The sequence below is a fragment of the Streptomyces sp. V2I9 genome (assembly GCF_030817475.1).
Lineage (GTDB): Bacteria > Actinomycetota > Actinomycetes > Streptomycetales > Streptomycetaceae > Streptomyces.
Window position 1 is genome coordinate 5891846 of the sequence record NZ_JAUSZJ010000002.1, and the last position, 26206, is coordinate 5918051.

The 26206-nt window shown below is 73.0% G+C and carries 22 protein-coding genes and 1 pseudogene; 15 read left to right on the forward strand and 8 right to left on the reverse strand.

Features of this window, described 5'->3' with window-relative positions:
- The first annotated feature begins 3 nt into the window (after positions 1 to 3).
- Both QFZ71_RS25675 and QFZ71_RS25680 read left to right on the forward strand, forming a co-directional pair.
- Positions 4 to 1194: a YihY/virulence factor BrkB family protein gene (locus tag QFZ71_RS25675; RefSeq protein ID WP_307670520.1), complete on the forward strand. Its 1191-nt coding sequence runs from the start codon at positions 4 to 6 to the stop codon at positions 1192 to 1194.
- A gap of 9 nt (positions 1195 to 1203) precedes the next feature.
- Positions 1204 to 2061: a DUF6597 domain-containing transcriptional factor gene (locus tag QFZ71_RS25680; protein WP_307670521.1), complete on the forward strand. Its 858-nt coding sequence runs from the start codon at positions 1204 to 1206 to the stop codon at positions 2059 to 2061.
- Here the strand turns inward: QFZ71_RS25680 and QFZ71_RS25685 are convergent.
- The 4 genes and pseudogenes from QFZ71_RS25685 to QFZ71_RS25700 all read right to left on the reverse strand — a co-directional run.
- Positions 2007 to 2393 (reverse strand): annotated as a pseudogene (locus QFZ71_RS25685) (VOC family protein); the annotation flags it as partial. The gene QFZ71_RS25680 and the pseudogene QFZ71_RS25685 overlap by 55 nt on opposite strands.
- A gap of 282 nt (positions 2394 to 2675) precedes the next feature.
- Complete coding sequence (locus tag QFZ71_RS25690) at positions 2676 to 4226, reverse strand: 3-hydroxyacyl-CoA dehydrogenase (protein WP_307670522.1); 1551 nt, start codon at positions 4224 to 4226, stop codon at positions 2676 to 2678.
- A gap of 50 nt (positions 4227 to 4276) precedes the next feature.
- Positions 4277 to 5086, reverse strand: a complete 810-nt coding sequence (locus QFZ71_RS25695; RefSeq protein WP_307670523.1) for a CoA-transferase subunit beta — start codon at positions 5084 to 5086, stop codon at positions 4277 to 4279.
- Positions 5087 to 5148: 62 nt separating this feature from the next.
- Positions 5149 to 6108 (reverse strand): CoA transferase subunit A, encoded by a 960-nt coding sequence (locus tag QFZ71_RS25700; RefSeq protein ID WP_307670524.1) that lies wholly within the window; start codon positions 6106 to 6108, stop codon positions 5149 to 5151.
- A 179-nt stretch (positions 6109 to 6287) separates the two neighbouring features.
- On the opposite strand from QFZ71_RS25700, the gene QFZ71_RS25705 reads away from it, so the two are divergent.
- Entirely contained in the window at positions 6288 to 7205 is a 918-nt protein-coding gene (locus QFZ71_RS25705; RefSeq protein WP_307670525.1) for a LysR family transcriptional regulator, read from the forward strand.
- A 124-nt stretch (positions 7206 to 7329) separates the two neighbouring features.
- Entirely contained in the window at positions 7330 to 8550 is a 1221-nt protein-coding gene (locus QFZ71_RS25710) for an acetyl-CoA C-acetyltransferase (protein WP_307670526.1), read from the forward strand.
- Between the two features lie 294 nt (positions 8551 to 8844).
- On the opposite strand, the gene QFZ71_RS25715 is transcribed toward QFZ71_RS25710, so the two are convergent.
- Positions 8845 to 9510 (reverse strand): chaplin, encoded by a 666-nt coding sequence (locus tag QFZ71_RS25715; RefSeq protein WP_307670527.1) that lies wholly within the window; start codon positions 9508 to 9510, stop codon positions 8845 to 8847.
- A gap of 550 nt (positions 9511 to 10060) precedes the next feature.
- Between QFZ71_RS25715 and QFZ71_RS25720 the strand changes: the two genes are divergently transcribed.
- From QFZ71_RS25720 to QFZ71_RS25745, 6 genes are all read left to right on the forward strand, one after another.
- Complete coding sequence (locus QFZ71_RS25720) at positions 10061 to 10462, forward strand: rodlin (protein ID WP_307670528.1); 402 nt, start codon at positions 10061 to 10063, stop codon at positions 10460 to 10462.
- A gap of 292 nt (positions 10463 to 10754) precedes the next feature.
- Positions 10755 to 10988 carry a chaplin gene (locus tag QFZ71_RS25725; protein WP_073766998.1) on the forward strand — a complete coding sequence of 78 codons (234 nt, stop codon included), beginning with the start codon at positions 10755 to 10757 and terminating at the stop codon, positions 10986 to 10988.
- A gap of 259 nt (positions 10989 to 11247) precedes the next feature.
- Positions 11248 to 11538, forward strand: a complete 291-nt coding sequence (locus QFZ71_RS25730) for a hypothetical protein (RefSeq protein WP_307670529.1) — start codon at positions 11248 to 11250, stop codon at positions 11536 to 11538.
- Between the two features lie 69 nt (positions 11539 to 11607).
- Positions 11608 to 12018 carry a rodlin gene (locus QFZ71_RS25735; protein WP_307670530.1) on the forward strand — a complete coding sequence of 137 codons (411 nt, stop codon included), beginning with the start codon at positions 11608 to 11610 and terminating at the stop codon, positions 12016 to 12018.
- Positions 12019 to 12226: 208 nt separating this feature from the next.
- Complete coding sequence (locus tag QFZ71_RS25740; protein ID WP_307670531.1) at positions 12227 to 12433, forward strand: hypothetical protein; 207 nt, start codon at positions 12227 to 12229, stop codon at positions 12431 to 12433.
- 117 nt (positions 12434 to 12550) lie between these two features.
- Positions 12551 to 12958, forward strand: a complete 408-nt coding sequence (locus QFZ71_RS25745) for a rodlin (RefSeq protein ID WP_307670532.1) — start codon at positions 12551 to 12553, stop codon at positions 12956 to 12958.
- A 184-nt stretch (positions 12959 to 13142) separates the two neighbouring features.
- Here QFZ71_RS25745 and QFZ71_RS25750 read toward each other — a convergent pair whose 3' ends face one another.
- The gene (locus tag QFZ71_RS25750; protein WP_307670533.1) at positions 13143 to 13643 is read right to left on the reverse strand and encodes a DUF5949 family protein; all 501 of its coding nucleotides are present in this window, start codon (positions 13641 to 13643) and stop codon (positions 13143 to 13145) included.
- Positions 13644 to 13994: 351 nt separating this feature from the next.
- Between QFZ71_RS25750 and rsgA the strand changes: the two genes are divergently transcribed.
- Together rsgA and QFZ71_RS25760 are read left to right on the forward strand one after the other, a co-directional pair.
- A complete protein-coding gene (gene rsgA, locus QFZ71_RS25755; RefSeq protein WP_307670534.1) occupies positions 13995 to 15152 on the forward strand; it encodes a ribosome small subunit-dependent GTPase A in 1158 nt (385 codons plus the stop codon).
- A 108-nt stretch (positions 15153 to 15260) separates the two neighbouring features.
- Positions 15261 to 16634: a DNA-3-methyladenine glycosylase 2 family protein gene (locus tag QFZ71_RS25760; RefSeq protein WP_307671585.1), complete on the forward strand. Its 1374-nt coding sequence runs from the start codon at positions 15261 to 15263 to the stop codon at positions 16632 to 16634.
- A gap of 24 nt (positions 16635 to 16658) precedes the next feature.
- Here QFZ71_RS25760 and QFZ71_RS25765 read toward each other — a convergent pair whose 3' ends face one another.
- Together QFZ71_RS25765 and QFZ71_RS25770 are read right to left on the reverse strand one after the other, a co-directional pair.
- The gene (locus tag QFZ71_RS25765; RefSeq protein ID WP_307670535.1) at positions 16659 to 17141 is read right to left on the reverse strand and encodes a DUF456 domain-containing protein; all 483 of its coding nucleotides are present in this window, start codon (positions 17139 to 17141) and stop codon (positions 16659 to 16661) included.
- 128 nt (positions 17142 to 17269) lie between these two features.
- Positions 17270 to 18262, reverse strand: coding sequence for a LuxR family transcriptional regulator (locus QFZ71_RS25770; RefSeq protein ID WP_307670536.1), 993 nt, complete (start codon positions 18260 to 18262; stop codon positions 17270 to 17272).
- Positions 18263 to 18472: 210 nt separating this feature from the next.
- Between QFZ71_RS25770 and QFZ71_RS25775 the strand changes: the two genes are divergently transcribed.
- From QFZ71_RS25775 to QFZ71_RS25785, 3 genes are all read left to right on the forward strand, one after another.
- Positions 18473 to 22240 carry a S8 family serine peptidase gene (locus QFZ71_RS25775; protein ID WP_307670537.1) on the forward strand — a complete coding sequence of 1256 codons (3768 nt, stop codon included), beginning with the start codon at positions 18473 to 18475 and terminating at the stop codon, positions 22238 to 22240.
- Positions 22241 to 22435: 195 nt separating this feature from the next.
- Positions 22436 to 24304: a protein phosphatase 2C domain-containing protein gene (locus QFZ71_RS25780; RefSeq protein ID WP_307670538.1), complete on the forward strand. Its 1869-nt coding sequence runs from the start codon at positions 22436 to 22438 to the stop codon at positions 24302 to 24304.
- A gap of 111 nt (positions 24305 to 24415) precedes the next feature.
- Positions 24416 to 26158, forward strand: a complete 1743-nt coding sequence (locus QFZ71_RS25785; protein WP_307670539.1) for a pyruvate dehydrogenase — start codon at positions 24416 to 24418, stop codon at positions 26156 to 26158.
- Positions 26159 to 26206 lie beyond the last annotated feature (48 nt).

The window sequence follows — 26206 nt, forward strand, 5'->3', positions numbered from 1 at the left end:
GAGGTGCAGGCAGCAAACGAAACACCCGAGCGGCCACCGGGCCGGCTCCACCGGGCGCGAGCGCTCTACCGCAACGTCTCCAAGCGGCGCATGGCGTGGCATCTGCTCAAGGACACCGTCAACTCGTGCATCGAGTACCGCATCCTCGGACTCGCGGCCGAGGCGGCGTTCTTCACCCTGCTCTCGCTGCCCCCGCTGCTGCTCGGCCTGATCGGCCTGCTCGGTTACGTCGACGAGTGGACGACCACCACCACGGTCGCCTCCATCGAACGCAACATCCTCTCCGCCTCCCACACGGTGCTGTCCGAGCGCGGGGTCAACGACTTCGCCAAACCCCTGCTCGCCGACGTCACGACCGGGGCCCGCCCCGACATCATCTCCATCGGCTTCGCCATCGCCCTGTGGTCCGGCTCCCGCGCGGTGAACGTCTTCATCGACACCATCACCGTCATGTACGGCCTCGACGGCCACCGCGGCATCGTCAAGACCCGCCTGCTCGCCTTCCTGCTGTACGTCGTCGCCCTGCTGCTGGGCGCGGTGGTGCTGCCGCTGCTGGTCGTCGGACCGGACCGGGTGGTCGAGTTCGTGCCCTGGGGCACCGAGGTCATAGCCGTCCTGTACTGGCCGCTCGTGATACTGCTGACCATCGCGTTCCTCACGACGCTCTACCACGTGTCCGTGCCGGTGCGCTCGCCCTGGATCGAGGACGTACCCGGGGCGCTGGTGGCGCTCGCCATGTGGGTCCTCGGCAGCTTCCTCCTCCGGATCTACCTGACCAGCACCGTCGAGGGCCCGACCATCTACGGCTCCCTGGCGGCGCCCATCGCCGTCCTGCTGTGGATCGGCATCTCCGCCTTCGCGGTCCTGGTCGGCGCCGCGGTCAACGCGGCCATCGACCGGGTGTGGCCCTCGCTCGCCACGGCCGCCGCCCGCGAGGCCACCGAACGCGCCAGGGCCGCGCAGGCCGCCGAGTTCGTCGCCCGGACCCGCTCGGCCGCCTACGCCGGCCTGGGCGACGAGGACGACGAGGACGGCGGTCCCGCGTACATGCCCTCAGAGTTCCCCGAGCGCTGGTCCCGCTTCCTGCCGCCCGACGACGTGAAGTCCCGGCTGCACGCGACCCGCGAGAAGGAGTCCAAGGACGCCAAGGGACCCTCGGGGGCCACGGACGCCGGGGAGCCGCCCCCGCGTTAGCGTGGAGGCATGCCCCGGCCACGCCAGCGGTACCAGGAGCGGCCGTCCCGGCTGGACGGCGCCGTCGTCTGGACGCTGGACGTCCCGCCCGGACCGCGCCCGGCCGCCCGGTCCGTCCTGCCGGACGGCTGCATGGACCTGATCTGGACCGGCGGCCGCCTGATCGTCGCCGGGCCCGACACCCACGCCTTCCGGGTCGACCCCCGCACCAGCGGTTCCTGCGCCGCGATCCGGTTCGGGCCCGGCACCGCCCCCGTACTCCTCGGCGTACCGGCGCACGAACTGCGCGACCTCCGGGTCGATCTGGCCGGACTCCTGCCCCGTACCGCCGTCGCGGCGCTCGCCGGACGGATCGAGCGGGCCGCCGACCCCGCCACCGCCCTGGAGGACTTCGCGCTCGCCCGGTCCGCCGACACCGGCCCGCCGGACCCGCTCACTGCGGCCGTCGCCGACCGGTTGCGCCGTGGCAGGTCCGTCGCGGACACGGCCGCGGAAGTCGGCCTCGGGGCCCGACAGCTGCACCGCCGCTCGCTCGCGGCCTTCGGTTACGGCCCCAAGACCCTGGCGCGCGTCCTCCGCCTCCAGCGCGCCCTGGCCCTCGTCCGCACCGGCCTCCCCTACGCGGAGGCGGCGTGCGCGGCAGGCTGCGTCGACCAGGCGCACCTGGCCCGCGAGATGCGCGCCCTGGCCGGTACGACGCTCGGCGCCTACTTCGCGCCGGACGAGGAGGCCGCGCCGGGGGCGGCGGCCCGGCCGGACGAGGACGCGGAGTCGGGGGCGGCGGCCGTTCCGGGGGAGGCGGTCCTCTCGTCCGAGGCGGCGAACAACGACACCCCGCAGCCGTCCGGGTCCAGCACGACCGCGTAGCGCTGCCCCCACACCGCGTCCCAGGGCTTCAGATGCCCGGTGTGTCCGGCCCCGACCAGCTCCGCGTACAGCGCGTCCACCTCCTGCGGGCTGTCGCAGACGAAGGCGAGCGCCACCCGCTCCCCGCCCGCCGGACGCTTCCACTCCGGATCGAACGAGGCGATGACCTCCTCCGTGTCCCACAACAGCCGCTGCCCGCCCGGCAGGGTCACCTCCACGTGGGGCGCGGCCTTTGCCCCGGCGGGGATGTCCAGGCCGAGCCGCCGGTAGAAGGCGAGCGAGGCGGTGAGGTCGGCGGTGATGATGCTGATGGCGTCGAATCGTGGAGTCATGCCCCGACCGTAGGCACCCGGCCCGGCCGGCGTCTTGGACGAATCGGTCGCCGGGCATGGAGGTCCCGCGCGACCGCCCGCACCCGGCGGGCGGCCTCGCCGGCCGACGGGCCCGCACGGCAGGCGGCCCCCGGGCAGGCGGCCCCCCCCCGGACAGGCGGCCCCCCGGACAGGCGGGCCCCGGAGCGTCAGTTCCCCGGACCGCCGGGCCGTGCCGCCCGGCGGGAACTCACCGACCGGCCACGCCCGCCGACCCGTGGGGCCACGCCCGCCGCCGGCCCCTCAGCCCGAGCACTCGGCGGGCGAGGTCCCCGGATCGGTCAGGGCCAGCCCCAGGGCCGCCCGTTCCGTGAGCCACCGCGTCGGCCGGTGGCGCGGGTCGCCCGTCGTCGCGTGCAGCGCCCGCTGGAGCGCCAGCATCCGTACGGCCCCGACCCGCTCGCCCCAGGCCAGCGGCCCGGCCGGATAACCGAGGCCGGTGGTCACCGCCAGATCGATGTCGGCGGGCGTGGCGATCGAACGCTCCGCGATCGAGCAGCCGACCGCCACCACGGAGGACAGCAGCCGCTGCGCGACCGAGCCCGCGGTGTCCCGCACCACCGACACCGCGTACGGCTCCTCGCCCGCGGCGGCCCGCGCCAGCACCGCCCGCGCGTCCCGAGCGGCCGCCGGGTCGCCCGCCGCCGTCACCGCGAGGACCCGCCGCCGCCCCGCCGCCGGCAGCACCTCCACGCCGAACGTACGCTTCCGGGGCAGCCCGCCCTCCGCGACCGCCGCCGACACCGCCGTCCCCCAGACGGGCACCAGCACCACGGCCTCCGGCGACGGCTCCGCGCCCCGATCGATCCGGGCCCCCGCCGCCTCCAGGGACCCGGCCAGCTCCTCCTCGTACGCCGCCGTCTCCGGCCGCCCGCCCCGGACCAGGAACACCGGGCGCTCCCCGTCCCCGGTGACCGGGCCCTCCGGCGCGGGGCCGGACACCCCGTCGCCGTACGCGTACCAGCCCCGGCCCGTCTTGCGGCCGTGCAGCCCCGCCACCACGCGGTTCGGGGTCAGGAAGGACGGGCGCAGCCGGTCCTCGTACCGGAAGCCCTGCCAGATCGAGTCGATCACCGCGGCCGTCACGTCGAGGCCCGTCAGGTCCATCAGTTCGAAGGGGCCCATCCGCAGCCCCAGGACGTCCCGCGCGATCCGGTCGATCCCGGCCGGGTCCGCCACGGATTCCTCCAGCAGGGCCAGCGCCTCGGTCACCAGCCCTCGTCCGGCGTGGTTGACCAGGAAGCCGGGGGAGTCCGCGACGGTCACCGCCCGGTGGCCGCAGCCCTCCACCAACGCGGTCAGCAGCTCCGGGATCTCCGGCCGGGTCGCGGCCCCCGGCACCACCTCGACGATCCGCATCAGCGGCACCGGGTTGAAGAAGTGCAGTCCGGCCAGGCGCGAGGGGTCCTGGAGCGTCGCGGCGATCCGCGTCACCGACAGGGAGGAGGTGTTGGTCGTGAAGACGGCGGAGGAGGGCAGCGCCCGCTCCAGCCTCCCGAACACCTCGGCCTTGGTGCCCAGGTCCTCCCGTACGGCCTCGATCACCAGCTCCACCTCCGGGCCCGCCTCCCACGGATCGGCGAGCGGAACCAGCCGGGCCACGGACGCGTCCCGGCCGGCGGCGGACATCCGGCCCTTGGCGACCGCCCGGTCCAGCATCGCCACGACGAAGTCCAGCGCTTCCTTCACCGCCTCGGGGCGTACGTCACCCAGCTCGACGGTGTGACCGGCGCTCGCCGCCCACTGGGCGATGCCGCGGCCCATGGCCCCGGCTCCGACGATCCTGATACGCATGGCGATGGGGCCCTTTCGGCAGAGGAGGACGTGAACACGGTCGGGTCGGGTCAGCGGAGGTAGACGCGGTGCGGATCGACATCCTCCCGCAGGAGCCGCAGCTCCGCGGGGGTGGGCGGGGCCGTCGTCGTGACCCGGCCCGCGGTCCTCAGCTCCCAGCCCGTCGCGGCCCGCACCTGCTCGACCGTCACTCCGGGATGCACGGCGACCAGCCGCAGTTCGTCCCCGACGCCTTCCCGCGCGAGGACGCCGAGTTCGGTGACGACCCGTGTGACGCCGATACCCAGCGGGCGGATACCGTCCGCCAGCGCCCGGTCCGGGCCCGGTGTGGTGCAGAAGTCGAGGGCGCGGGCGAAGGAGCGCGGGGTGTGGCGGCGCATCACGACGAACACCTCCCGGGCGTTCGCCATCACCTCGACCGCGCCCCCGGACCCCGGCAGCCGTACCGTCGGGCTCTCCCACTCCCCGATGACCGAGGTGTTGAGGTTGCCCCACCGGTCGATCTGCGCGGCCCCCAGGAACCCCACGTCGATGTGGCCGCCCTGGAGCACCGAGCCGAACAGGGTGGGCAGGGACACCACCGCCTCGGCCCCCGTGATCAGGACGGCGTCCGCGATGGTCTCCGGCAGCTGGGACGGGTGCGCCCCGCAGACCCCGGACTCGTACACCACCTCGATGCCCGGCGCGACGGTCAGCGCCGCCAGCTCGACCGCCAGGGTCGGCAGCCCGATCCCGGCGAACACCGTGCGGCGGCCCGCCAGTTCACGCGCGGCGACGACCGCCGACAGCTCGGAGGCGGTGACGGGGCCGCCGGCCTCGACCGCTTCCGCCACGGCGGTCCTCCCCGGCCCGTCCGTCACGGCGGTCCTCCCCGGCCCGGCAGGCGCCCCGGCGCCCTCCGTACGTGCCGTGTCCCGCCCGCTCACAGCCGCCTCCCGTAGTCCACCGACCCGCTCAGCGCCTCGCCCACCGCCAGCCCCGCCCAGAACTCCTCACCCTGCTTCGCCACGTACTCCGCGTGATCCGCCGTCCCGTACACCCACTCCTCCAGCCACGCCCGCAGCCGCGCCGGATCCGCGCTGATCGCGGACCAGGACCGGTAGAAGGCGTTGTCCCGGTCGTAGTGGCCCTGCGCGAACGACGGATGCGCCCCGCGCGGACAGACCACCACCGCGTCCACCGCGTGCGCGGGGATCAGCGTGCGGTTCGGGTCCGCACGGATCACCTCGTCCGCCACCAGCTCCTCCACCACCACGATCGCCCGGTCCGCCGCGTACACCGCCTCGGCCTGGACCCCGGTCAGGCCCCAGATCTGGGTGTTGCCCCGGCGGTCGGCGCGTTGCGCGTGGACGATCGTCACATCCGGGTTCACAGGCGGTACCACGTAGATCTGCTCGGGCCGCCCGTCCGGCCCCGGATACGGCGAAGTGACCTTGCGGATGGCCGGGTTGACCGCGGGCAGGTCGCTCCCGCCGTACGAGCGCAGTGGATGGAACGGCAGCCGCTGCGCCCCCGCGACGTAGCGGCACACCATCCCGTAGTGGCTGTACTCCTCGAACTCCAGCGGCTCCGGATCGGCCCGCTCGATCCGCCGCCGCAGTTCACCGAGCGAACCGGCGGAGGAGTTGCCCACGAACGACGAGACCAGCCGCGTCACGCAGCCCGCCGCCAGCATCTGGTCCACCACGATGTCCGCCGTCATCCGTACGACGGTCAGGCCGCGCCGGCCCTGCCGGATGATCTCGTGGCCCGCGGCGGTCGGGATGAGGTGGGTGAACCCCTCCAGGCTCACGGTGTCCCCGTCGCGCACATGGCGCGCGACGGCCTCCCGCAGCGGGACGACCTTGTCCGCCGCCCTGCCGTCGGCCGGCGTCCGTTCCACAGCACTCCCCGGCGTCGGTGTACAGGTCGCCCCACCGTGCCAGGGCTCATTGATCGGTGTCCAATACCGAATTAGGCTCGGATTGAGATGCCCGACGTATCACCGGGGGTGCCGGAGGCACCGCGGGCGGAAGAAGACCGGGAAGACGGAGACCGGGGAGCCGGGAAGGGGGGACCCGCGTGGAACTGCGCCATCTGAGAGCCTTCCTCACCGTGGCCGAGGAACTGCACTTCGGCCGGGCCGCCAAACGCCTCCAGATGGCACAGCCACCCCTGAGCCAGCAGATCCGGCAGGTGGAGAAGGAGCTCGGCGTCCAGCTCTTCCGCCGCAACACGCGCTCCGTACGGCTCACCGGCGCGGGGGAGGCGTTCCTCGACCCCGTACGGACCGTCCTCGACGACCTCGACACCGCCGTACGGGCCGCCCGCTCCGCGGGGAAGGGCGAATACGGCCGGGTCACCATCGGCTTCGCCGGGGCCTCCAGCCACGAGACGCTGCCCCGCCTCACCCGCGCCGTACGCGCCGCGCACCCCGGACTCGAACTGGTCATGACCGGTCAGACGTACGCCGACGTCGCGCTGAACCGGGTCGCCGACGGCTCGCTCGATCTGGGCTTCGTCCGGCTGCCGGTGAACCGGCCCGGAGTGGAACACCGGGTGATCGACGAGGAGGAGCTGCTCTGCGCCCTGCCCTGCGACCATCCGCTCGCCCGGTTCGACGCCGTGCCGCTCGGCGAACTGGCGGACGAACCGTTCGTCTCCTTCCCCGCCAACACCGGCTCCACCGTGCGCAACGCCCTGACGGAGGCGTGCGAGGGAGCCGGGTTCACTCCGCGCGTCGTCCAGGAGGCCCCCGACTCGTACACGATCATGGCGCTCGTCGCCGCCGGGGTCGGCGTCACGCTCACGGTCACCTCCGTACGGCACATCCAGCAGAGCGGTCTCGTCTACCGCCCCCTCGCCGGACCGCCCATCCGGCTCCAGGCGGCCCTGGCATGGCGGGCCGACAACCCCTCCGCCGCCCTGCACGCCGTGCTCGCCGTCGCCCGCGACGCCCTGCCGACCCCCGGACCCGGCCCGCGTACGGGACCCGATTGAGACGCCCCCTCTCTCCATGGGCTTCGCATCCGGTATTGGACCGGCTCAGTCCCCGGATGCGAAGGTCACCCCGTACCCGGCCCGCCCCCGCACTCCGACCGCCCCGCCGAAGGAAGGCCCCGCCGTGCAGCCCGATGTCGTCATCTGCGAGCCCCTGCGCACCCCCATCGGCCGGTTCGGCGGGGCTTTCGCCCAGCAGACCCCCGCCGCGCTGGCCGCGCGCGTCATCGCGGAGATCGTCGCCCGGACCGGCATCGACCCCGTCCGGGTCGACGAGGTGATCCTCGGCCACGCCTACCCGACCAGCGAGGCCCCCGCCATCGGCCGGGTCGCCGCCCTGGACGCCGGACTGCCCCCCACGGTCACCGGTTCCCAGATCGACCGGCGCTGCGGCTCCGGGCTCCAGGCGGTGCTGGACGCGGCGATGCAGATCCGGGCCGGGTTCAGCGACGTCGTGATCGCGGGCGGCGTCGATGTGATGAGTGCCGCGCCCTACTACACCCACGACGGACGCTGGGGCATCAAGGGTCCCGGCCTCCAGCTCCACGACGCCCTCGCCCGCGGCCGCGTCACCGCGGGGGGCATCCACCACCCGGTCCCCGGCGGCATGATCGAGACGGCGGAGAACCTGCGCCGCGCGTACGGCATCAGCCGCGCCGACCAGGACGCCCTGGCCCTCCGCTCCCAGCGTCGCGCGGCCCGTGCCGCCGCCGAGGGCCGCTACGACGCGGAGACCGTCCCCGTCACCGTACGCACCCGCAAGGGCGAGACGGCCATCACCGCCGACGAGCACCCCCGCCCCGACACCACGGCCGACCAACTCGCTTCCCTGCGACCGGTGATGGCGAAGTCCGACCCGGATGCCACGGTCACCGCGGGCAACGCCAGCGGCCAGAACGACGCGGCCGCCGCGTGCCTGGTCACCAGCGCCGCGACCGCCGAACGGCTCGGTCTCGTCCCGCTCGTCCGCCTCGTCTCCTTCGCCCGCGCCGGAGTCCCCGCCGCGACGATGGGTATCGCCCCCGTCTCCGCCACCCGCGCCGCCCTGGACCGGGCGGGCCTCACCCTCGCCGACCTCGACCTGATCGAGCTGAACGAGGCGTTCGCCGCCCAGGTCCTGGCCTGCACACGGGAGTTGGGCCTCGGCGAGACGGACCACGAGGAGCGGATCAACGTCAACGGCTCGGGCATCTCACTCGGCCACCCGGTCGGCGCCACCGGAGCGCGCATCCTCGCCACCCTCACCCGCGAACTCCACCGCAGCCAGGGACGGTACGGCCTGGAGACGATGTGCATCGGCGGCGGCCAGGGCCTCGCCGCGATCTTCGAACGCATCGATGGCTGAGGGCGGTACGCCGCTCGAAGCCGAGCCGGAACAGGAATAGTCCGTACTCCGGGTCGAGCCGGACGCGCAGGGGCGTCGTAGGGACGGTAGGCCCGCGCTGGCGTGACGGGCGCCGTTCGGAGAACTCCGAGAGTGGTGCGGCCGTCGGGACGCCTCTCCGGCTGGGCGGCACAGAGGTTGAGCGGTCCGACCCCGTCGAACCGACCGCCCCACGCGCACACGCGAAGGCCCGGCCGGACAGTCCCCGCTGCCCGGCCGGACCTCGTTCTCCCGTGGGAGCTCCGGCAGCCCTGATCAGTCCCGCGCGCCGCGGGCGCGGCGCATCAGCACCGTGCCGCCGAGCAGCAGCGCGGCGCTCGCGCCGGCGGCCAGCCCCAGGTCGGCGGCGCCGGTGTCGGCGAGGTGCGCACCCGGAGTGTTGGGGCCGGGCGTGCCGGTGCCGGGGGTCCCCGAACCGGGGGTGTCGGTACCGGGCGTGTCGGTCGGCGGCTCGTACACCGGGGGCTCGTCCACGGGCGGTTCGTTCACCGGGGGCTCGTCGACCGGCGGCTCGTCCACCGGCGGCTTGTCCACCGGGGGTTCGTCGACCGGCGGCTCGTCCACGGGCGGCTCGTCCACGGGCGGCTCGTCGACCGGGGGTTCGTCGACCGGCGGTTCATCGACGGGCGGCTCGTCGACCGGGGGCTCGTCGATCGGCGGGTGGTTGTGCTTCGGGCCGTCGGCGTTCACGCAGGTGTTGCCGAAGGCAGGGTTCAGCAGGGCGATCACATTGACGGTGTTGCCGCAGACGTTGACCGGGATGTGCACCGGCACCTGCACGGCGTTGCCCGAAGCGACTCCCGGCGAGCCGACCGCCGCCCCCTCGGCCGCCGCGTCGGCGTGCGCGGTGCCGCCCACCGCCGCCAGGAGGCCTGATGCGGCCGCCATGACGATCATGCTTTTGTTCAGGACCTGTCGCATTACTTGCCCTTCCTTAGGACATTCGCCAGGACATCGCGTGGGTGCTTCGCACGCGGGGACGGGCAGCCGTAGGGCGGCGGAGCCGCAGCACGGCCGGAGCCCGCGGGAAACCCTGGTGAAAAATTTGGTGAAGACGTGCGCGTTGCACGACTGCCCTAACGACTCGGGGCGGGGCGGGAAACTTGGAGTTGCGGGGAAGTTGTGTAATCACCCGAATAGGTGGTGGCCGTAGGGCTCGCGTATCCCGGCTGTCAGCGCGAGAAAAACGATTCGTCGCCAACTCGATGCATTTCACGCCTGGTTGACCGTGACAGTCTCGACTCCGTCCGCACGAGCATGCGTCAGAACCGGTGACCATCGCCCACCCGTTCGGGCGAATGGCCGCATACGTCGGTACGTGCAATTCCTTCACGAACGTGCGGCCGTGCGGACCGGGTGCGCGGCCACTCCCGGCGTCCGGCATTCGGGTGAATACGCGGAACCAAATGGCCTCGGGCCGGGTTGACCAGGGCGCTCCGCCACGGGGCAATCGGTGCGAGAAGGGTTAATCGTGATCAAGAAGGTTCTGGCTACGGGCGCTGTCGCCGCCTCCGTCCTCGGTCTCGGCACGACGCAGGCCATGGCCATCGCCAACGACGGCGGCACCACGACGCTCAACGGCAACGGTGCTTCGCAGGCGTACGGCAACTCCGAGACCCACGGCGACTGGAGCCCGCAGTTCGCGCTCGTCCAGGGCTCGCTGAACAAGCCCTGCATCGCCCTGCCGGCCAAGGCGAACGTCGGTTCGCTGCTCGGCGTCGTGCCGATCTCGGTCCAGGACATCAACGTCCTGTCCTCGCCGCAGAACCAGCAGTGCACCGAGAACTCCACCCAGGCCAAGGGCGACGAGGCCCTGTCGCACATCCTGGAGGACATCCCGATCCTCTCCGGCAACGGCGCCGGCAACAACTGACCCGCGGCCTTCCGACTCGGGCCCGAGCCCTCGGCGTTCCTCCACCGAGCGGCTCGGGCCCGTTGCTCTGCCGGGGCGCGATGCGGCCGCTGCCGTGCGTGTTCTCCGCGGTGCGGCAGCCGGGCGTTGCGGCATTCGGGCGTATATCCGGGAATTCGCCCGTCGAACAGTTCCTCTTCCGGACGTTCATCGTTACGTAGGACAGCGCCGGAGTCGTGAGAGATCAGGACCTGACTCGGGCGGACGCGACAGTCGTGGCCGCACCGGACTCCGCCGAGGAAAGGGTAGAGAAGTGAAGTACACCAAGGTTGCCGCAGTCGCCGCCGGTACGCTCATGGCGATGGGCGTCGCCGCGCCGGCCATGGCCGACGCGGGTGCCGGGGCCGTCGCCGCGCACTCCCCGGGCGTGCTGTCCGGCAACATCGTCCAGGCCCCGATCCACATTCCGGTCAACGTCTGCGGCAACACCGTCAACGTGATCGGCGTGCTGAACCCGGCCTTCGGCAACACCTGCGCCAACGTGTGACCTGGTGACCGGTCGGGCCGCAGGCCCGCGTAACCGATGGGCCCCGGACGGCAGATGTCGTCCGGGGCCCTTCCTGCGCCGGATTCACCCCTGTTCGGACAGGTGGGCGATGCCGGAGAAAGATGGTGTCCCATAGTTTCCCGAATGCGGACTGATCGTTGATCAGAAGGAAAGCGGCAGAAGTCACAGGCAAAGAAGACCTTGTGTGCGGCACGGAGACGTGACCGAAGCAGACGCCGCGCGGAAGGGAACCAGAAAAGTGAAGTACGCGAAGACCGCCGCCCTCGTTGTCGGTTCCGTGGCTGCCCTCGGAGCGGCTGCCCCCGCCTTCGCCGCTACTACGCCCACGGCCCCCAACTTCAGCCTCGACGGCGGCCTGAACCAGGTGATGGCCAGCGCTCCGCAGGTCGTCGACCCGCTGGTGGACACGGCCGCCGAGACCACCGAGACGCTCTCGGAGAACGGCACGGTCGGCAAGCTGGCGGGCCAGGCGACCGGTGCGGTCGAGGGCGCGGCTCCGCTGCTGGGCGGCGTCCCCCTCGGCGGCTGACCGCCGCGGCACGGCCGATTCTCCAGGCTTCTTCGTCTGATCCGCATCCTTACCCAGAAGGGCTTTTCCATGTTCAAGAAGATCATGTCCTCGGCGGCCGTCGCCGTCTCCATCGTCGGCGTCTCCGCCGCGGCCGCCCCCTCCGCCATGGCCATCGCCAACGACGGCGGCACCACGACGCTCAACGGCAACGGTGCTTCGCAGGCGTACGGCAACTCCGAGACCCACGGCGACTGGAGCCCGCAGTTCGCGCTCATCCAGGGCTCGCTGAACAAGCCCTGCATCGCCCTGCCGGCCAAGGCGAACGTCGGTTCGCTGCTCGGCGTCGTGCCGATCTCGGTCCAGGACATCAACGTCCTGTCCTCGCCGCAGAACCAGCAGTGCACCGAGAACTCCACCCAGGCCAAGGGCGATGAGGCCCTGTCGCACCTGCTGAACGACATCCCGATCCTCTCCGGCAACGGCGCCGGCAACAACTGATACCGGGAAGCGGGGGTCCGCACCGTCCGACACGCGTGGCGCCGGTCCATGCCGCCGTCACGGCGACCGTTCTTCGCCGTGACGGCCGGGACCGGCCCTTCGGAGTGCACGGACCACGGTGTGCGGGAGCCACCGGCCGGGGCATCCGGTTGGGCCGGATGCCGTAGCCCCGGCTGACGATCCGGGCCGGGCCGGGTAGGGCCTTCCCATGGATCCGTACGACAGTCAGACCTCGCAGAGTGGTGAGCGGCACCCCGCGCCGACCGGCACCCCGATCTACGACCGGCTCGTCGCCGAATGGCGGGCTGCCGGCGGCGACCACCCCTTCGCCGAACCGGATCCGGGCGCGGCCCCTCGCCGTGGCGTCGGGTTCGTACCGGCGGCGCGCACCTCGGAACCGGCCCCTGGGAACTGAGGAAAGCGTCGATCTCGCGCCGGAAACAACCCATTTGAGTGGTACCGCGCAACCGATCAGGGGCAGTGGCAGTTGATCAGTACGTTCCACAACGGAACGCTCCGAAAGGTGAAGTTGATGAAGAAGATGATGGCCGGCGCTGCAGTGGCCGTGTCCCTGCTCGGTCTGTCCGCTGCTGCGGCTCCCTCGGCCATGGCGATCGGCAACGACGGGGGAACCACCACCCTCAACGGCAACGGTGCCGAGTCGGAGATCGGCAACGCCGAGACGGAGGGCGACTTCAGCCCGCAGAGTCAGCTCGTCCAGGGCACCCTGAACAAGCTGTGCGTCGGCCTGCCCCTCAAGGCCAATGTCGGTTCGCTCATCGGTGTCGTGCCGATCGCGGTCCAGGACGTCAACGTCCTCTCCAACCCGCAGAACCAGCAGTGCGCCGACAACTCGACCCAGGCCAAGGGCGACGAGCCGCTGTCGCACATCCTGGACGACATCCCGGTCCTCTCGGGCAACGGCGTCGGCAACAACTGACGCACCACAATCTGAGGCGTTGAACGCGGGCGGTCCGGAGATCACTCTCCAGGCCGCCCGCCGCCGTTCCCGCGACGCGACACGCACGCCGTCCGCGGCGGGGGTGGCGCGCACGGGGGAGGCCCACCACCCCACGCGGGGTGATGGGCCTCGGACGGGTCTCCTGAACGGCGGGGCGCCGTCCTCAGCCCAGGGAACGGACCGGAAGCAGGCAGTGCGCGGCCGTGCGGACGACGTCCTCGTCCGTGACGAAGGCGCGCAGCCGGTCCTCGCCGATCGGGTGGCCGGGTACGGCTTCCGGCCACGGGGTCGTGGCGAACATCCCGTACACCTGTCCCTGCCCTTGGGCCGCGGCGAGCCACTCCGCGGGCGCGGGGTACTGCGCCGAGAGGTGAGGGAGCGTCAGGACGGCCTGGCCCGCCTGGACGAGGAGCTTCGCCTGGATGCCCGGAGTCTCGGCCGCGTCCTGGATCGGGCCGCCGACGCGGAGACCCGCGCGCCCCAGTGCGGCGCGCATCGCCTCGCGGCCCACCACCGGACCGTCCTGGCCGTCGCCCAGCGAGTAGGCGAGGAGGAAGGCGGTGTCCTGGTCGGCGCCCGGCTGCCGGCCGCTCCAGCCGATCAGGATCTGGGTGCCCAAGTGGGCCTGGGTGAACGTGCCGACGGGGGCCTGGGGTGTGGTCATGCTCGGCACCCTAACGGCCACGGACCGGGCTCCATGCACGCGTATCACTCGATAGAGGGAGATCTACGGCTGAGCCAGGAGAAAAGCACCGGCCTCGCGGTGCTGCGGAAAACCTGTTGACGGTGGTCCCCGGGTGAGCGCTAGGGTGATGACCGTTCCGCACACGGCGCTGACGTGTGCGACCGGAGCCAGAGGAACCAGGAGGTGAGGACATTGATGACTGTCGTTGCGATGGGCACTGCCCACAACCGGAAGAGCATCGTCCTCATCCCCGTGGCCACCGGCTGACCGACTTATCCCACATCTCCGCGCCGAGCGCGCGTGCCGGGGCCACCCTGTGAAGGGTTTCCCTTGTCTTTCTCGTTCACTTCTTCCTCCACCGTCTCCTCCTCGCACCCGCTGGCTCCGTACGGCTGGGACGAGGACTGGGCGGCGGCCTTCTCCCCGTACGCCGAGCAGGGCCTCGTGCCCGGACGGGTCGTGCGGGTGGACCGCGGCCGATGCGACGTGGTCACCGCCGACGGCACGGTCCGCGCCGACACCGCGTTCGTGGTGCCCCGCGACCCGATGCGGATCGTCTGCACCGGTGACTGGGTGGCGCTCGACGCCGACGGTGACCCCCGGTTCGTCCGTACGCTGCTGCCGCGCCGGACCGCCTTCGTCCGCTCGACCTCCTCGCAGCGGTCCGAGGGCCAGGTGCTCGCCACCAACATCGACCACATCGTCATCTGCGTCTCGCTCGCCGTCGAACTGGATCTCGGCAGGGTCGAACGGTTCCTCGCGCTCGCCCTGTCGAGCTCCGAGGGGGCCGCGCTGCTGGGCGACGGCACCGGCGGGGCGTACCAGCCTCAGCCGATCGTGGTCCTGACCAAGGCCGACCTGGTTCCCGACGCGGCCACCCTGTCCCACCTGGTCCAGGACATCGAGGCCATCGCCCCCGGCGTCCAGGTGCTGCCCGTCAGCTCCACCACCGGGGAGGGGCTCGACGTGTTCGGCGCCATCGTCTCGGGCGGCACGAGTGTGCTGCTCGGCATCTCCGGCGCCGGCAAGTCCACCCTGGCCAACACCCTGCTCGGCAGCGACGTGATGGAGGTGCGGGCCGCGCGGGACGTGGACGGCAAGGGCCGCCACACCACCACGACCCGCAACCTGCTCGTCCTGCCGCAGGGAGGCGTCCTCATCGACACCCCCGGGCTGCGGGGCGTCGGGCTCTACGACGCCGGGACCGGGGTCGGGGAGGTGTTCTCCGAGATCGAGGAGCTGGCCGCCGACTGCCGGTTCCACGACTGCGCCCACGAGGCCGAGCCGGGATGCGCCGTCCTCGGCGCGCTGGAGGACGGCACCCTGCCCGAGCGGCGGCTGGAGAGCTACCGAAAGCTTCTCCGTGAGAACCAGCGGATCGTCGCCAAGACCGACGCACGGGTGCGCGCCGAGATCCTGCGGGACTGGAAGCGCAAGGGCGCGGAGGGGCGCGCGGCCATGCAGGTCAAGCGCGGCCGGGTGCGGTAGCGGACCGGGGCCGGACGCCGGGCCGGGCCCGGTGGCGGTCCCGGCCCGGGTACGGCGTCCGAAAACCGCGAGTGCGGTGGCCCCGGCTGCCGCACACTGGACGGTGTGATGGATGAACGGACCCGGTACGAGGCGGTGAGCAGCCGCGACGCACGGTTCGACGGCGCCTTCTTCTTCGCCGTCGTGACCACCGGCATCTACTGCCGGCCGAGCTGCCCCGCCGTCACGCCCAAACGCGCCAACGTGCGCTTCTACCCCACGGCAGCGGCGGCCCAGGCGGGCGGCTTCCGGGCCTGCCGCCGCTGCCGGCCGGACGCCGTGCCCGGATCCGCCGAGTGGAACGTCCGCGCGGACGTCGTCGGCCGGGCCGTGCGGCTGATCGGCGACGGCGTCGTGGACCGCGAAGGCGTCCCCGGACTGGCCGGACGGCTCGGTTACAGCGCCCGGCAGCTCCAGCGCCAGCTCAACGCGGAGCTGGGCGCCGGGCCCGTCGCGCTCGCCCGTGCCCAGCGCTCCCACACCGCCCGTGTGCTCCTCCAGACCACCGGGCTGCCGGTCACCGAGATCGCCTTCGCGGCCGGGTTCGCCAGTGTCCGGCAGTTCAACGACACCATCCGGCAGATCTACGCCCGCACCCCCAGCGCCCTGCGCGCCGAAGCCGGTACGGGGCTCGGCGGCGGACGCCGCGAGGGGCTGCGCTCCGGCATCCCGCTGCGGCTCGCCCATCGGGGCCCGTACGCCACCGCCGCCCTGTTCGACCTGCTGGCCACCGAGGCGGTCGCCCGCGTCGAGGAGATGGCGGGCCCGCCCGGACGCCGCACCTACCGGCGCACGCTGCGGCTGCCGTACGGTTCCGGGCTCGTCGCGGTCGGCGAGGCGTCGCCCGGCGGCCCCTGGCTGGAGGCCCGCATCCAGCTGACCGACCTGCGCGACCTCACCACCGCCGTCCAGCGGGTGCGGCGGCTGTTCGACCTGGACGCCGATCCGTACGCCGTGGACGAGGCGCTGGCCGCCGACCCCCGCCTCGCACCGCTCGTCGCCGCCCGCCCCGGCCTGCGCTCGCCGGGCGCGGCCGACCCGGAGGAGGCCGCGGTGCGGGCTCTGGTGGGGCGTGCGGCGGCCGAGGAGCTGGTCGAGCGGTACGGGAAGGCGCTGGACGTGCCGTGCGGCGGGCTCACCCACCTGTTCCCGGAGCCCGGTGTGCTCGCGGGCTCCGCCGAGGACCCGGCGGTGCGGGCCCTGGCCGCCGCGCTCGACGACGGCGTGCTGCGGCTGGACGCCGGGGCCGACCGGGACGCGGCGGAACGGACCCTGCTGACACTGCCCGGCATCGACCGGCGCACCGCCGCCCTGATCCGGACGCGGGCGCTCGGGGACCCCGACGTGGACCCGTACGCCACACCCGGCGCGGAGCGGTGGCGGCCCTGGCGCTCCTACGCCGTCCGCCACCTGGAAGCGGCGGAGGCCCCGGTCCCGCGCTGAGCCGGAACCGCCGGGAGTCTCCGGTCAGTCCCGGACCACCGCGACCAGCCAGGTGCCCGCCACCAGCAGGCAGCAGAACAGCTCCACCAGCACCGCGTAGCCCGTCGCCCGCATGACCGAGCGCACCGACGCCCAGGCCGCGCCCCGGCTGCCCAGCCGCAGCCGCTCCGCGCCGAAGACGGCCCCCACGTACCCGAGGAGCCCACCCACCACCGGCACCACGAAGAAGCCCACGATCCCCGCCGCCCCGCCGATCATCAGGGTCCGGCGGGGCGCGCCCGTCTCGCCCGGCCGGCGGGGCGGCAGCAGCGGCTTGAGGGCCTGGTTCAGGAGCATCAGCGCCGTAGCGCCGATCAGGACGCCCCAGGCGGTCGGGGTCATGTCCGTCAGCGCCCACCACAGCACCGCGGCCCAGACGATCGCCTGACCCGGCACACCCGGCACCAGCACCCCGACCAGACCCAGCAGCAGGACCAGGCCCACGGCGACGAGCTGCCACACACTCATCCGACCAGCCTGCCGGAGAGTGCCCGCATCCGCCCGTCAGCGCACCCCGGTCACCGGCGGCCACCCGGGTCGATGCGGGTGGCGGTGGTGAGCCGCGGTGCGCGGAACCCCCGCCCCGGTTCCGGCCCTCAGCTCTCCGGGAGGGTGCGGTCCACCCAGCCCCGCTCGTACGCGTGCCAGCCCAGCTGGAGCCGCGTCGAGACCCCGGCCAGCTCCATCAGCCCCTTGACCCGCCGCTGCACGGTCCGCAGCCCCAGATCCAGCTGCTTGGCCACACTGGCGTCGGTCAGCCCCGCCAGCAGCAGGGACAGGATCTCCAGGTCCGTCGGATCCGGCCCGACCCCGGCCTCCCGCACCCGGCCGCTCTCGCCGAGCCGCAGCGGCATGGCATCACGCCACACCGACTCGAAGAGGCCCATCAGCGACTCCAACAGCCCGCTGGCGTGCACGACCAGGGCGGCGGGCTCCGCGCCGCGCCCGGTGAGCGGGACCATGGCGAGGCTTCCGTCGGCGACCACCAGCTTCGTCGGCACCCGGTCCACCACCCGGCACCGCTCGTTCCGGCTCAGCGCCGCCGACAACTCCATGATCCCGTACGGCGTCGACAGCACCTCGCGCTCGACGACCACCCGGTAGCTCACCCCGCGCGAGGTCGCCCGCTCCTCGGACTCGTTCTCCATCCCGGTCACCACGACCGGCCTGCCCGTCACCAGGGCGCACACCTCGGACGCCGCCCCCAGCTGCAACTGGTGGAAGCGCTGGGACACCGCGCCCGCCCCCGTCACCACCTCCACCAGGTCGTGCACCGCCGGCTCGCTCGCCTCGGCCCGGTACTCCTCGGCGAGGAGCGCGGACGCCAGCTCCGCCTGCTCCAGCTCGTGCCGCTGCTGGATCAGCAGCGCGCCGAGCGCCACTCCGGGCGGGGCCGCCACCCAGCGGCCGGGCCGGGCCGACGACTGGGCGGCGAGCCCCTGCTGCTCCAGCCGCCGCAGCACCCGCTCCGCCTCCGCCTCCGGCAGGGCCAGCCGGAGCGCCAGATCGGCCAGCTCCGCCGCCCCCGCCGCGACGAGCGCGCGATATGCCGACTCCTGCCTCTCGTCGAGACCTATGGCCCCCAGCATTCTCCGACCTCCCCGAACGTGCTGATCGCGCACCACGGCGCCCTGCGGCCGGGCCCGCGGGTGGCGGGAAAGGGCCACGGCGTAAACCCGCCGCCCACATCATCCCCCGTACCCCTGGCCCCTCTGCCACTGTGGCGCCACCGCAGCACCAACGAGCCCCGGAATGCCGATGCTTGGGATGCTTCATTCCGGATTGACCAAGGGAGAGCGATGCGCCCGATATCGCGTACGGCACTCGGAGCGGCGACCGCCGCCGTGCTCGCCGTCACCGTCGTGGCACCGTCCGTGGCAGCGCCACCGGACGCGCCCGGCGCGAAGAGACCGATCACCGGGAGCGCGGCCGCCGTGGACCCGAAGCCCGTCACGGTGACCCTCGTCACCGGCGACCGGGTCCTGGTGGCCACCGATGCCTCGGGCGCGTCCACCGCCACCGTCCTGCCGCGCGAGGACGGCAGCGCTTCCCTCGTCCAGACCCGGCAGTCCGGCACGGACCTGTACGTCTACCCCGAGTCCGCCGTCCCCGCCCTCGCCGCGGGCACCGTGGACGAAGAACTGTTCAACGTCACCGGGCTCATCCGCCAGGGCTACGACGACAGCCGCGCGGACTCCGTGCCGCTGATCGCCACCTACACCAAGGACGCCGCCCGCCGCTCGTTCGCCACCCCGCGCGGGGCCGAGCGCGGAGCGGTTCTCGACGTCATCGGCGGTCAGGCGCTCAAGGCCGACAAGAAGCGTGCCGCGGACTTCTGGGCCGACCTCACCGCGCGCCGCACGCTGTCCTCCGGTTCCGGCCTCAAGAAGCTCTGGCTCGACCGGAAGGTGGAGGCGAGCCTCGAACGGTCGACGAAGCAGGTCGGGGCGGACCTCGCCCACGCCGCCGGCTACGACGGCACCGGTACCAAGGTCGCCGTCCTGGACACCGGGGCGGACGCCGAACACCCGGACCTCCAGGGCAGGATCACCGCGTCGGAGAACTTCACCGACTCCGCCGACACCGGTGACTTCCAGGGCCACGGCACCCACGTCGCGTCCACCGTCGGCGGCTCCGGAGCGGCGAGCGGCGGCACGAAGGCGGGCGTCGCGCCCGGCACCGACCTGATGGTCGGCAAGGTGCTCGACGACAGCGGCTCCGGCGCGGCCTCCTGGATCATCGCGGGCATGCAGTGGGCCGTCGACAACAAGGCCGACGTCGTCTCCATGAGCCTCGGCAGCGGCGAACCCACCGACTGCACCGACCCGATGAGCCTGGCCGCCACCGAACTCGGGAAGAACAAGGACACGTTGTTCGTGGTCGCCGCCGGAAACCTCGGCCCGTCCCTGAACACCGTCTCCTCGCCCGGCTGCGCCCCCGGCGTGCTGACCGTCGGCGCGGTGGACCGCGACGACTCCACCGCGAGCTTCTCCAGCCGGGGCCCCGCGATCGTCTCGCACACCCTCAAGCCCGAGATCGCCGCGCCCGGCGTCGCCATCTCCGCCGCGGCGGCGGGGGGCCGGGGCTCGGAGGCGTACCGCTCCATGTCCGGTACGTCGATGGCGACCCCGCACGTGGCGGGCGCAGCGGCCGTGTTGAAGCAGCGCCATCCCGAGTGGACGGCCCAGCAGATCAAGGCGGCCCTGGTCTCCTCGGCACACAGCGCCGTCCCCGGTGACGTGCGCGAGACCGGCGGTGGCCGCCTCGACGTGGCCCGTGCGATCCGTACGCCCGTGTTCGGCGCCTCCGCCGTGCAGGGCGGCACCTTCAACTGGCCCCAGGACACGAGCGACCGCACCACCGCCACCGTGCCGTACACCAATACGAGCGGCAAGCCGGTGACGCTCTCGCTGAAGGTCGCGGGGGTCACCGGCAACGACGGCTCGACGGTCCGCTCGAAGATCGCCGCACTGGGCCGGACGTCCGTCACCGTTCCCGCCGGCGGGACGGTCGAGGTCCCGCTCGCCCTCGCCCCGGACGCCCGGCTGACCGCCGCCCAGTACGGCGACGTCACCGGCCGGATCCTCGCCACGGCCCCCGGCGGGGTGAAGGTCTCCACGCCGTTCTCCCTGTACGTGGCCCCGGAGGCGGTCACCCTGCGCGTCAAGCTCGTCGACGGCACCGGCAAGCCCGCCGACGGCGTTTCCTCCGTCGACCTCATCGGCACCGACACCTCGTCCGGCGAACGCCGCTTCAACGAGGGCGCGGCCGACCAGACCTACCGGGTGCGGCCCGGCGCGTACTTCGTCTCCAGCTTCGTCGAAACCCCCGACGCCGGCGATCCGACCGGCCGACTCGCCGCGTCCGTGGGCTATCTGGCACGACCTCAGCTCGATGTCACCCGGGACACCACCATCGTCCTCGACGCCCGTAAGGCGCACCGGCTGAAGGTGCGGACCGAGGACCGGATCTCCGAGACCCGTGGCGCGACCCTCGCGTTCGGCCGCACCTGGGACGACACCTGGCTGCACTCGGGGTCGATCAGCGGCACCGGGATCATCAAGGACTACCTGGTCGACGTCCAGGGCAGGGCCCGTGACGGGGAGTTCGAGTTCGCGTCCTTCTGGCGCGCCTATGCCCCGCAGATCCGGAAGTTCGCCCTCGTCGGCGGCGCGGACCTGCACCCCCGGCCCGCCACCGCCGGCTCGGTCAACCTCGACGGCACCGGCCGCGCCGAGGTCGTCGACGCCGGTGCGGGCAGCGCCGCCGAACTGGAGGCCGCCGGTGCGAAGGGGCGGATCGTCCTGGTGCGTGTCGGTGACGACGCGTTGAGCGCGGTGGCCCGGGCACGGGCCGCCCACGCCGCCGGTGCGAGGGCGCTCCTGGTGCACCGCGCCGCGGCCGGAGACTGGCAGCCGAGCCTCGGCTACGGGGCCGCGCCCCTGCCGGTCCTCGGCCTGCGCGCCGACGAGGCCGCCGTGCTGAAGAGGGCCCTCGGTGAGGGGAGGACGGAGGTCTCCTGGACCGCCACGGCCGTCAGCCCGTACGTCTACAACCTGGCGTTCCCGGAGAAGGGCCGGATCACCTCGGACCGCACCTACAAGGTCAAGGACAAGAAGCTCGGCTCGGTCGTCTCCACCCACGAATCCATGGGCGTGGCCGCCGACTTCGTCGACATGCTCCTGGTCGGCCGTCCGTACGGCGGTACCTTCCTCGCGTCCACCATGGCCGTGGTCGCCGCTCCCGGAAAGCGCACCGAGTACTACTCGGCGGGCGACACCGTCTGGCAGAAGATGCTCTCCTCCAGCTTCCCGTGGGGCGAGTTGATGACGGGAGACGCCCGCACGCACCAGGCCGGCCGGGCTCTGACGGAGAACTGGTACCGGGGTCTCCTGGTTCCCGGTGCTCCGCGGGACGCGGACGGCGAGGAGGCGCTCGCCGGTGAGCGCCAGGGCGACATGATCGGCGCCGCCCCGGCGTTCATGACCGACACCGAACACGTGGGCCAGCAGGGATCGTTCGGTGACGTCGGAAACATGCGGCTCAAGCGTGAGGGCGAAGTCGTCGGCGAGAGCGGCTACCCGTACGGTGCGTTCGAGGTGCCCTCCGGGGACGCCGCGTACGAGCTGACCCTGACCACCACGAAGATCGGCTCGCCCGCCCAGGTCTGGAAGCGCTCCACGCTGACGGAGACCACCTGGGGCTTCCGGTCGGAGGGGAAGCCGGAAGTGACGTCGCAGGGACTTCCGATGCTCTTCCCGCGCTACGACGTTCCGATGGACGGGATGAAGACGGTGCCCGCGAAGAACGGTCAGCGGATCGGGCTCGCCGCGACCGGGCACGCCGGATACACGCCCGGTGCGCTCACCGCCGCGAAGGTGTCCTTCAGCTACGACCGCGGCGAGACCTGGCAGGCGGCCACCACCGTCCGGCAGGGCGGCCGGTGGACGGCGACCGTCGACCACGCGGACGCGCGGGGCAAGTCCGTCGCCCTGCGGACGGAACTGACCGACGCACACGGCAACTCCGTCGTCCAGACCGTCCATGACGCGTACGCCGTGCGCTGAACGACGGCTCGCGGAGCCGCCGAACCGGTGATCGGCTGAGCGTATGAACGGCTGAAACGCTGAGATGCCGGTCATCTCGACCGGGTCCGCCGGGCGACCTTCCCGTGGGGGCGGGGCGCCCGGCGGACCCTTTCCACGGCGCGCGTTTTCCCGATGTCCCGTTCTCGGACCGCCTCCCCGGTGGACAATAGGGGCATGAGTCAGCAGGGGGAGACGCTCGCCGCCCACGAGGACGACTGGTGGCGCAAGCTGTACGACGAGACCGCGCCGGACACCGGTCCCGGCGGCGCGGCCGACAGCCTCGACGACCGCTTCGACTCCGTGTCGGACACGGTGGGCGGACCGGTGGACGCCCACCGGGACGCCGTCCGCGCGACCGTCCGGGACCCGTACGCGGAGGCGTACGAGGACCCGTACGCGGATCGCTTCGAGGAGCCGGAGCCGGACCGGGACGAGGAGCCGTTGGCGGATCGCGGCACGGACCGGAAGGCGGGCCGCTCCGACGGCCCGTCCACGGGTCGGGACGCGGACCGCTTCGACGGCCCGCCCACGGAACCCGGTACGGAGACGGAGACCGGCGGCCGCTTCGGGGAGCCGTACGGGGAGGCGTACCGGCCACCGGAGCCGGCCCCCGCCGTGGTGGCCCAGCGGGTCACGGACCGGGACGCGGCACCGGCGCGGGTCGAGCCACCGGCCCTGGTCCGCGCTCCCGCCCCGGTCGAGCCACCGGCCCCGGCCCGCGCACCCGCCCCGCCTCCTGCCCCGGTCGAGCCACCGGCCCCGCCCCGCGCGCCGGCACCGCCTCCCGCCCCGCCCGTATCGCCCCCGCCTCCCGACCCGCGCATCCCGCTCCCGGACCGCGCGCCCACCGCGCCCGTAGCGCCTCCGCGCGCATCCGCGCCGCCCCCGCCGTCTCCCCGCACCGCCGTCTTCCCCGCCCCCTGGGAAGCGCCCGGCGACCGGTCCGGGCCCCGCACCTTCGCCGCGCCCCGTGCGCCGGAGCCGGACGGGTCCGCTCGCGCGGCCGACCCCGGCGCGCTGCACGGACCTCCGCCGGGCCCCGATGCCTTCGCCGCCGAGGAACGACCCGCCGTCGGGCACCTCGGGGAGCGGCCGCCCACCTACGACGCCGAGCCCTCCGCCCTGCCCGCCGCCACCTCGGAGAACCTGGACACCCTCGTCCCCGACACGGTGCTGGACGGCGCGCGGTACGGCACGTACACCCTGCGCACCGCCTCCGTGCGCGGCGACTCCGCCCGCTTCCGGGGCGAGCCCCGGCGGGAGGGGCTGCTCACCGCCCGATTCGGAACCGCCGAGAGCGCCGTCGTCCTCGTCGCCGTGGCGGGCGGCAGACGACCCGGCGGAGCTGCGCACCTCGCCGCCGCCGACGCCTGCCGCTGGATCGGCGGGGCCGTCGCCCGCAGCCACCTCCGGCTCTCCGACGACATAAGGGCCGGCCGCCGGGACGACCTGAAGGCCGGGCTGCACCGGCTCACCGACCGTACGTACGGAAAGCTGCGGGCCCGCGCCGCCGAACTGGGCGTCGAGCCCGAGGCCTACACCGCGAGCCTTCGCTGCCTCCTGCTGTCCGCCGACCCCGAGTGCCGCACACGGGTCTTCTTCGGCGTCGGCTCCGGCGGTCTCTTCCGGCTCCGCGACGGCCTCTGGCAGGACCTGGAGCCCGTCGTCCCCGAGGCCGCCGACGCCCGGCCCGGCGACGAGCCGGAGGAGGGGGCGGACGGCGAACGGCTGACCCTGGATCTCCAGGTCACCCCGTCCTCGTCCCTGTCGGCGGCTCCGTCGGCGGAGGCCGGAGAACTCCCGAAGCCCCCCGCCGAGCCGTTCCGCTTCCGGGCCTCCGTGGCACGGCCCGGCGACACGCTGATGCTCTGCGGCAGCGGCCTGGCCGAACCCATGCGCGGCGAGGCGGGGCTCTCCGCCGAACTCGCCGACCGCTGGGGGAGCGAAGGCGCGCCCGGACTTCCCGCCTTCCTCGCCGACGTCCAGCTCCGCGTCAAGGGGTACGCCGACGACCGCACCTGCGCCGCCGTCTGGGAGGCGTAACCGCGCCCACCGTGGGTTGATGGATTCCGGAGCCCGGCGGCCGGTGTTTCGCCGCGCCGGTCCCCGGACAACCGCAGTGCACGGATCACGGGCAAGGAAGGGCGCGCACCCATGGCCAAGCAGAACGTGGCGGAGCAGTTCGTCGACATCCTCGCCAGGGCGGGTGTCAAGCGCCTGTACGGCGTCGTCGGCGACAGCCTGAACCCCGTCGTGGACGCCATCCGGCGTAACTCCTCCATCGACTGGATCCACGTCCGGCACGAGGAGACCGCCGCCTTCGCGGCCGGAGCGGAAGCGCAGGTCACCGGCTCGCTCGCGGCCTGTGCCGGGTCCTGCGGGCCGGGCAACCTGCATCTGATCAACGGCCTGTACGACGCGCACCGCTCCATGGCCCCGGTGCTGGCCCTGGCCTCGCACATCCCCTCCGGCGAGATCGGTCTCGGCTACTTCCAGGAGACCCATCCGGAGCTGCTGTTCCAGGAGTGCAGCCACTACAACGAGATGATCTCCAACCCGGAGCAGATGCCCCGGCTGCTCCAGACGGCGATCCAGCACGCCATCGGGCGCGGCGGGGTCAGCGTCGTCACCATGCCGGGCGACATCGCGTCCGAGCCCGCCCCGGAGAAGTCCATCGAGCACGCCCTCGTCACCGAGCGGCCGACCGTACGGCCCGGCGACGACGAGATCGACAAGCTCTGCCGCATGGTGGACAAGGCCAAACGGGTGACGTTGTTCTGCGGCAGCGGCACGGCCGGGGCGCACGCCGAGGTCATGGAGTTCGCCGAGAAGATCAAGGCCCCGGTCGGCCACGCGCTGCGCGGTAAGGAGTGGATCCAGTACGACAATCCGTACGACGTCGGGATGAGCGGCCTGCTCGGCTACGGGGCCGCGTACGAGGCGACCCACGAGTGCGATCTCCTCATCCTGCTCGGCACGGACTTCCCGTACAACGCCTTCCTGCCCGACGATGTGGAGATCGTCCAGGTCGATGTGCGCCCCGAGCGCCTCGGCCGCCGGTCCAAGCTCGACCTCGCGGTCTGGGGCGATGTGCGCGAGACCCTGCGCTGCCTCACCCCGCGGGTGAAGCCCAAGGCCGACCGCAAGTTCCTCGACCGGATGCTGAAGAAGCACGCGAACGCCCTGGAGGGCGTCGTCAAGGCGTACACCCGCAAGGTCGACAAGCACGTCCCGATCCATCCCGAGTACGTCGCGTCCGTCCTGGACGAGATGGCCGACGAGGACGCCGTGTTCACCGTCGACACCGGCATGAACAACGTGTGGGCCGCCCGCTATCTGACGCCCAACGGCAAGCGGCGCGTGATCGGTTCGTTCAGCCACGGCTCGATGGCCAACGCACTGCCGCAGGCGATCGGCGCCCAGTTCACCGACCGCGGCCGGCAGGTCGTCGCGATGTCCGGGGACGGCGGTTTCACCATGCTGATGGGTGACTTCCTCACCCTGGTCCAGTACGACCTGCCGGTGAAGGTCGTCCTGTTCAACAACTCCTCGCTGGGCATGGTGGAGTTGGAGATGCTGGTGGCCGGTCTGCCGTCGTACGGGACCACCAACAAGAACCCCGACTTCGCCGCCGTCGCCCGCGCGGCCGGCGCTTACGGCGTACGGGTGGAGAAGCCCAAGCAGTTGCAGTCCGCGCTCAAGGACGCGTTCAAGCACAAGGGACCCGCGCTCGTCGACGTCGTCACCGACCCGAACGCGCTCTCCATCCCGCCGAAGATCAGCGCCGACATGGTCACCGGTTTCGCGCTCTCCGCCAGCAAGATCGTGCTGGACGGGGGAGTGGGCCGGATGCTCCAGATGGCCCGCTCCAACCTCCGTAACGTGCCCCGTCCTTGACCGGACATCCGCGTCGGGGCCGGCGGTCACCGGGGTGGCCGCCGGCCC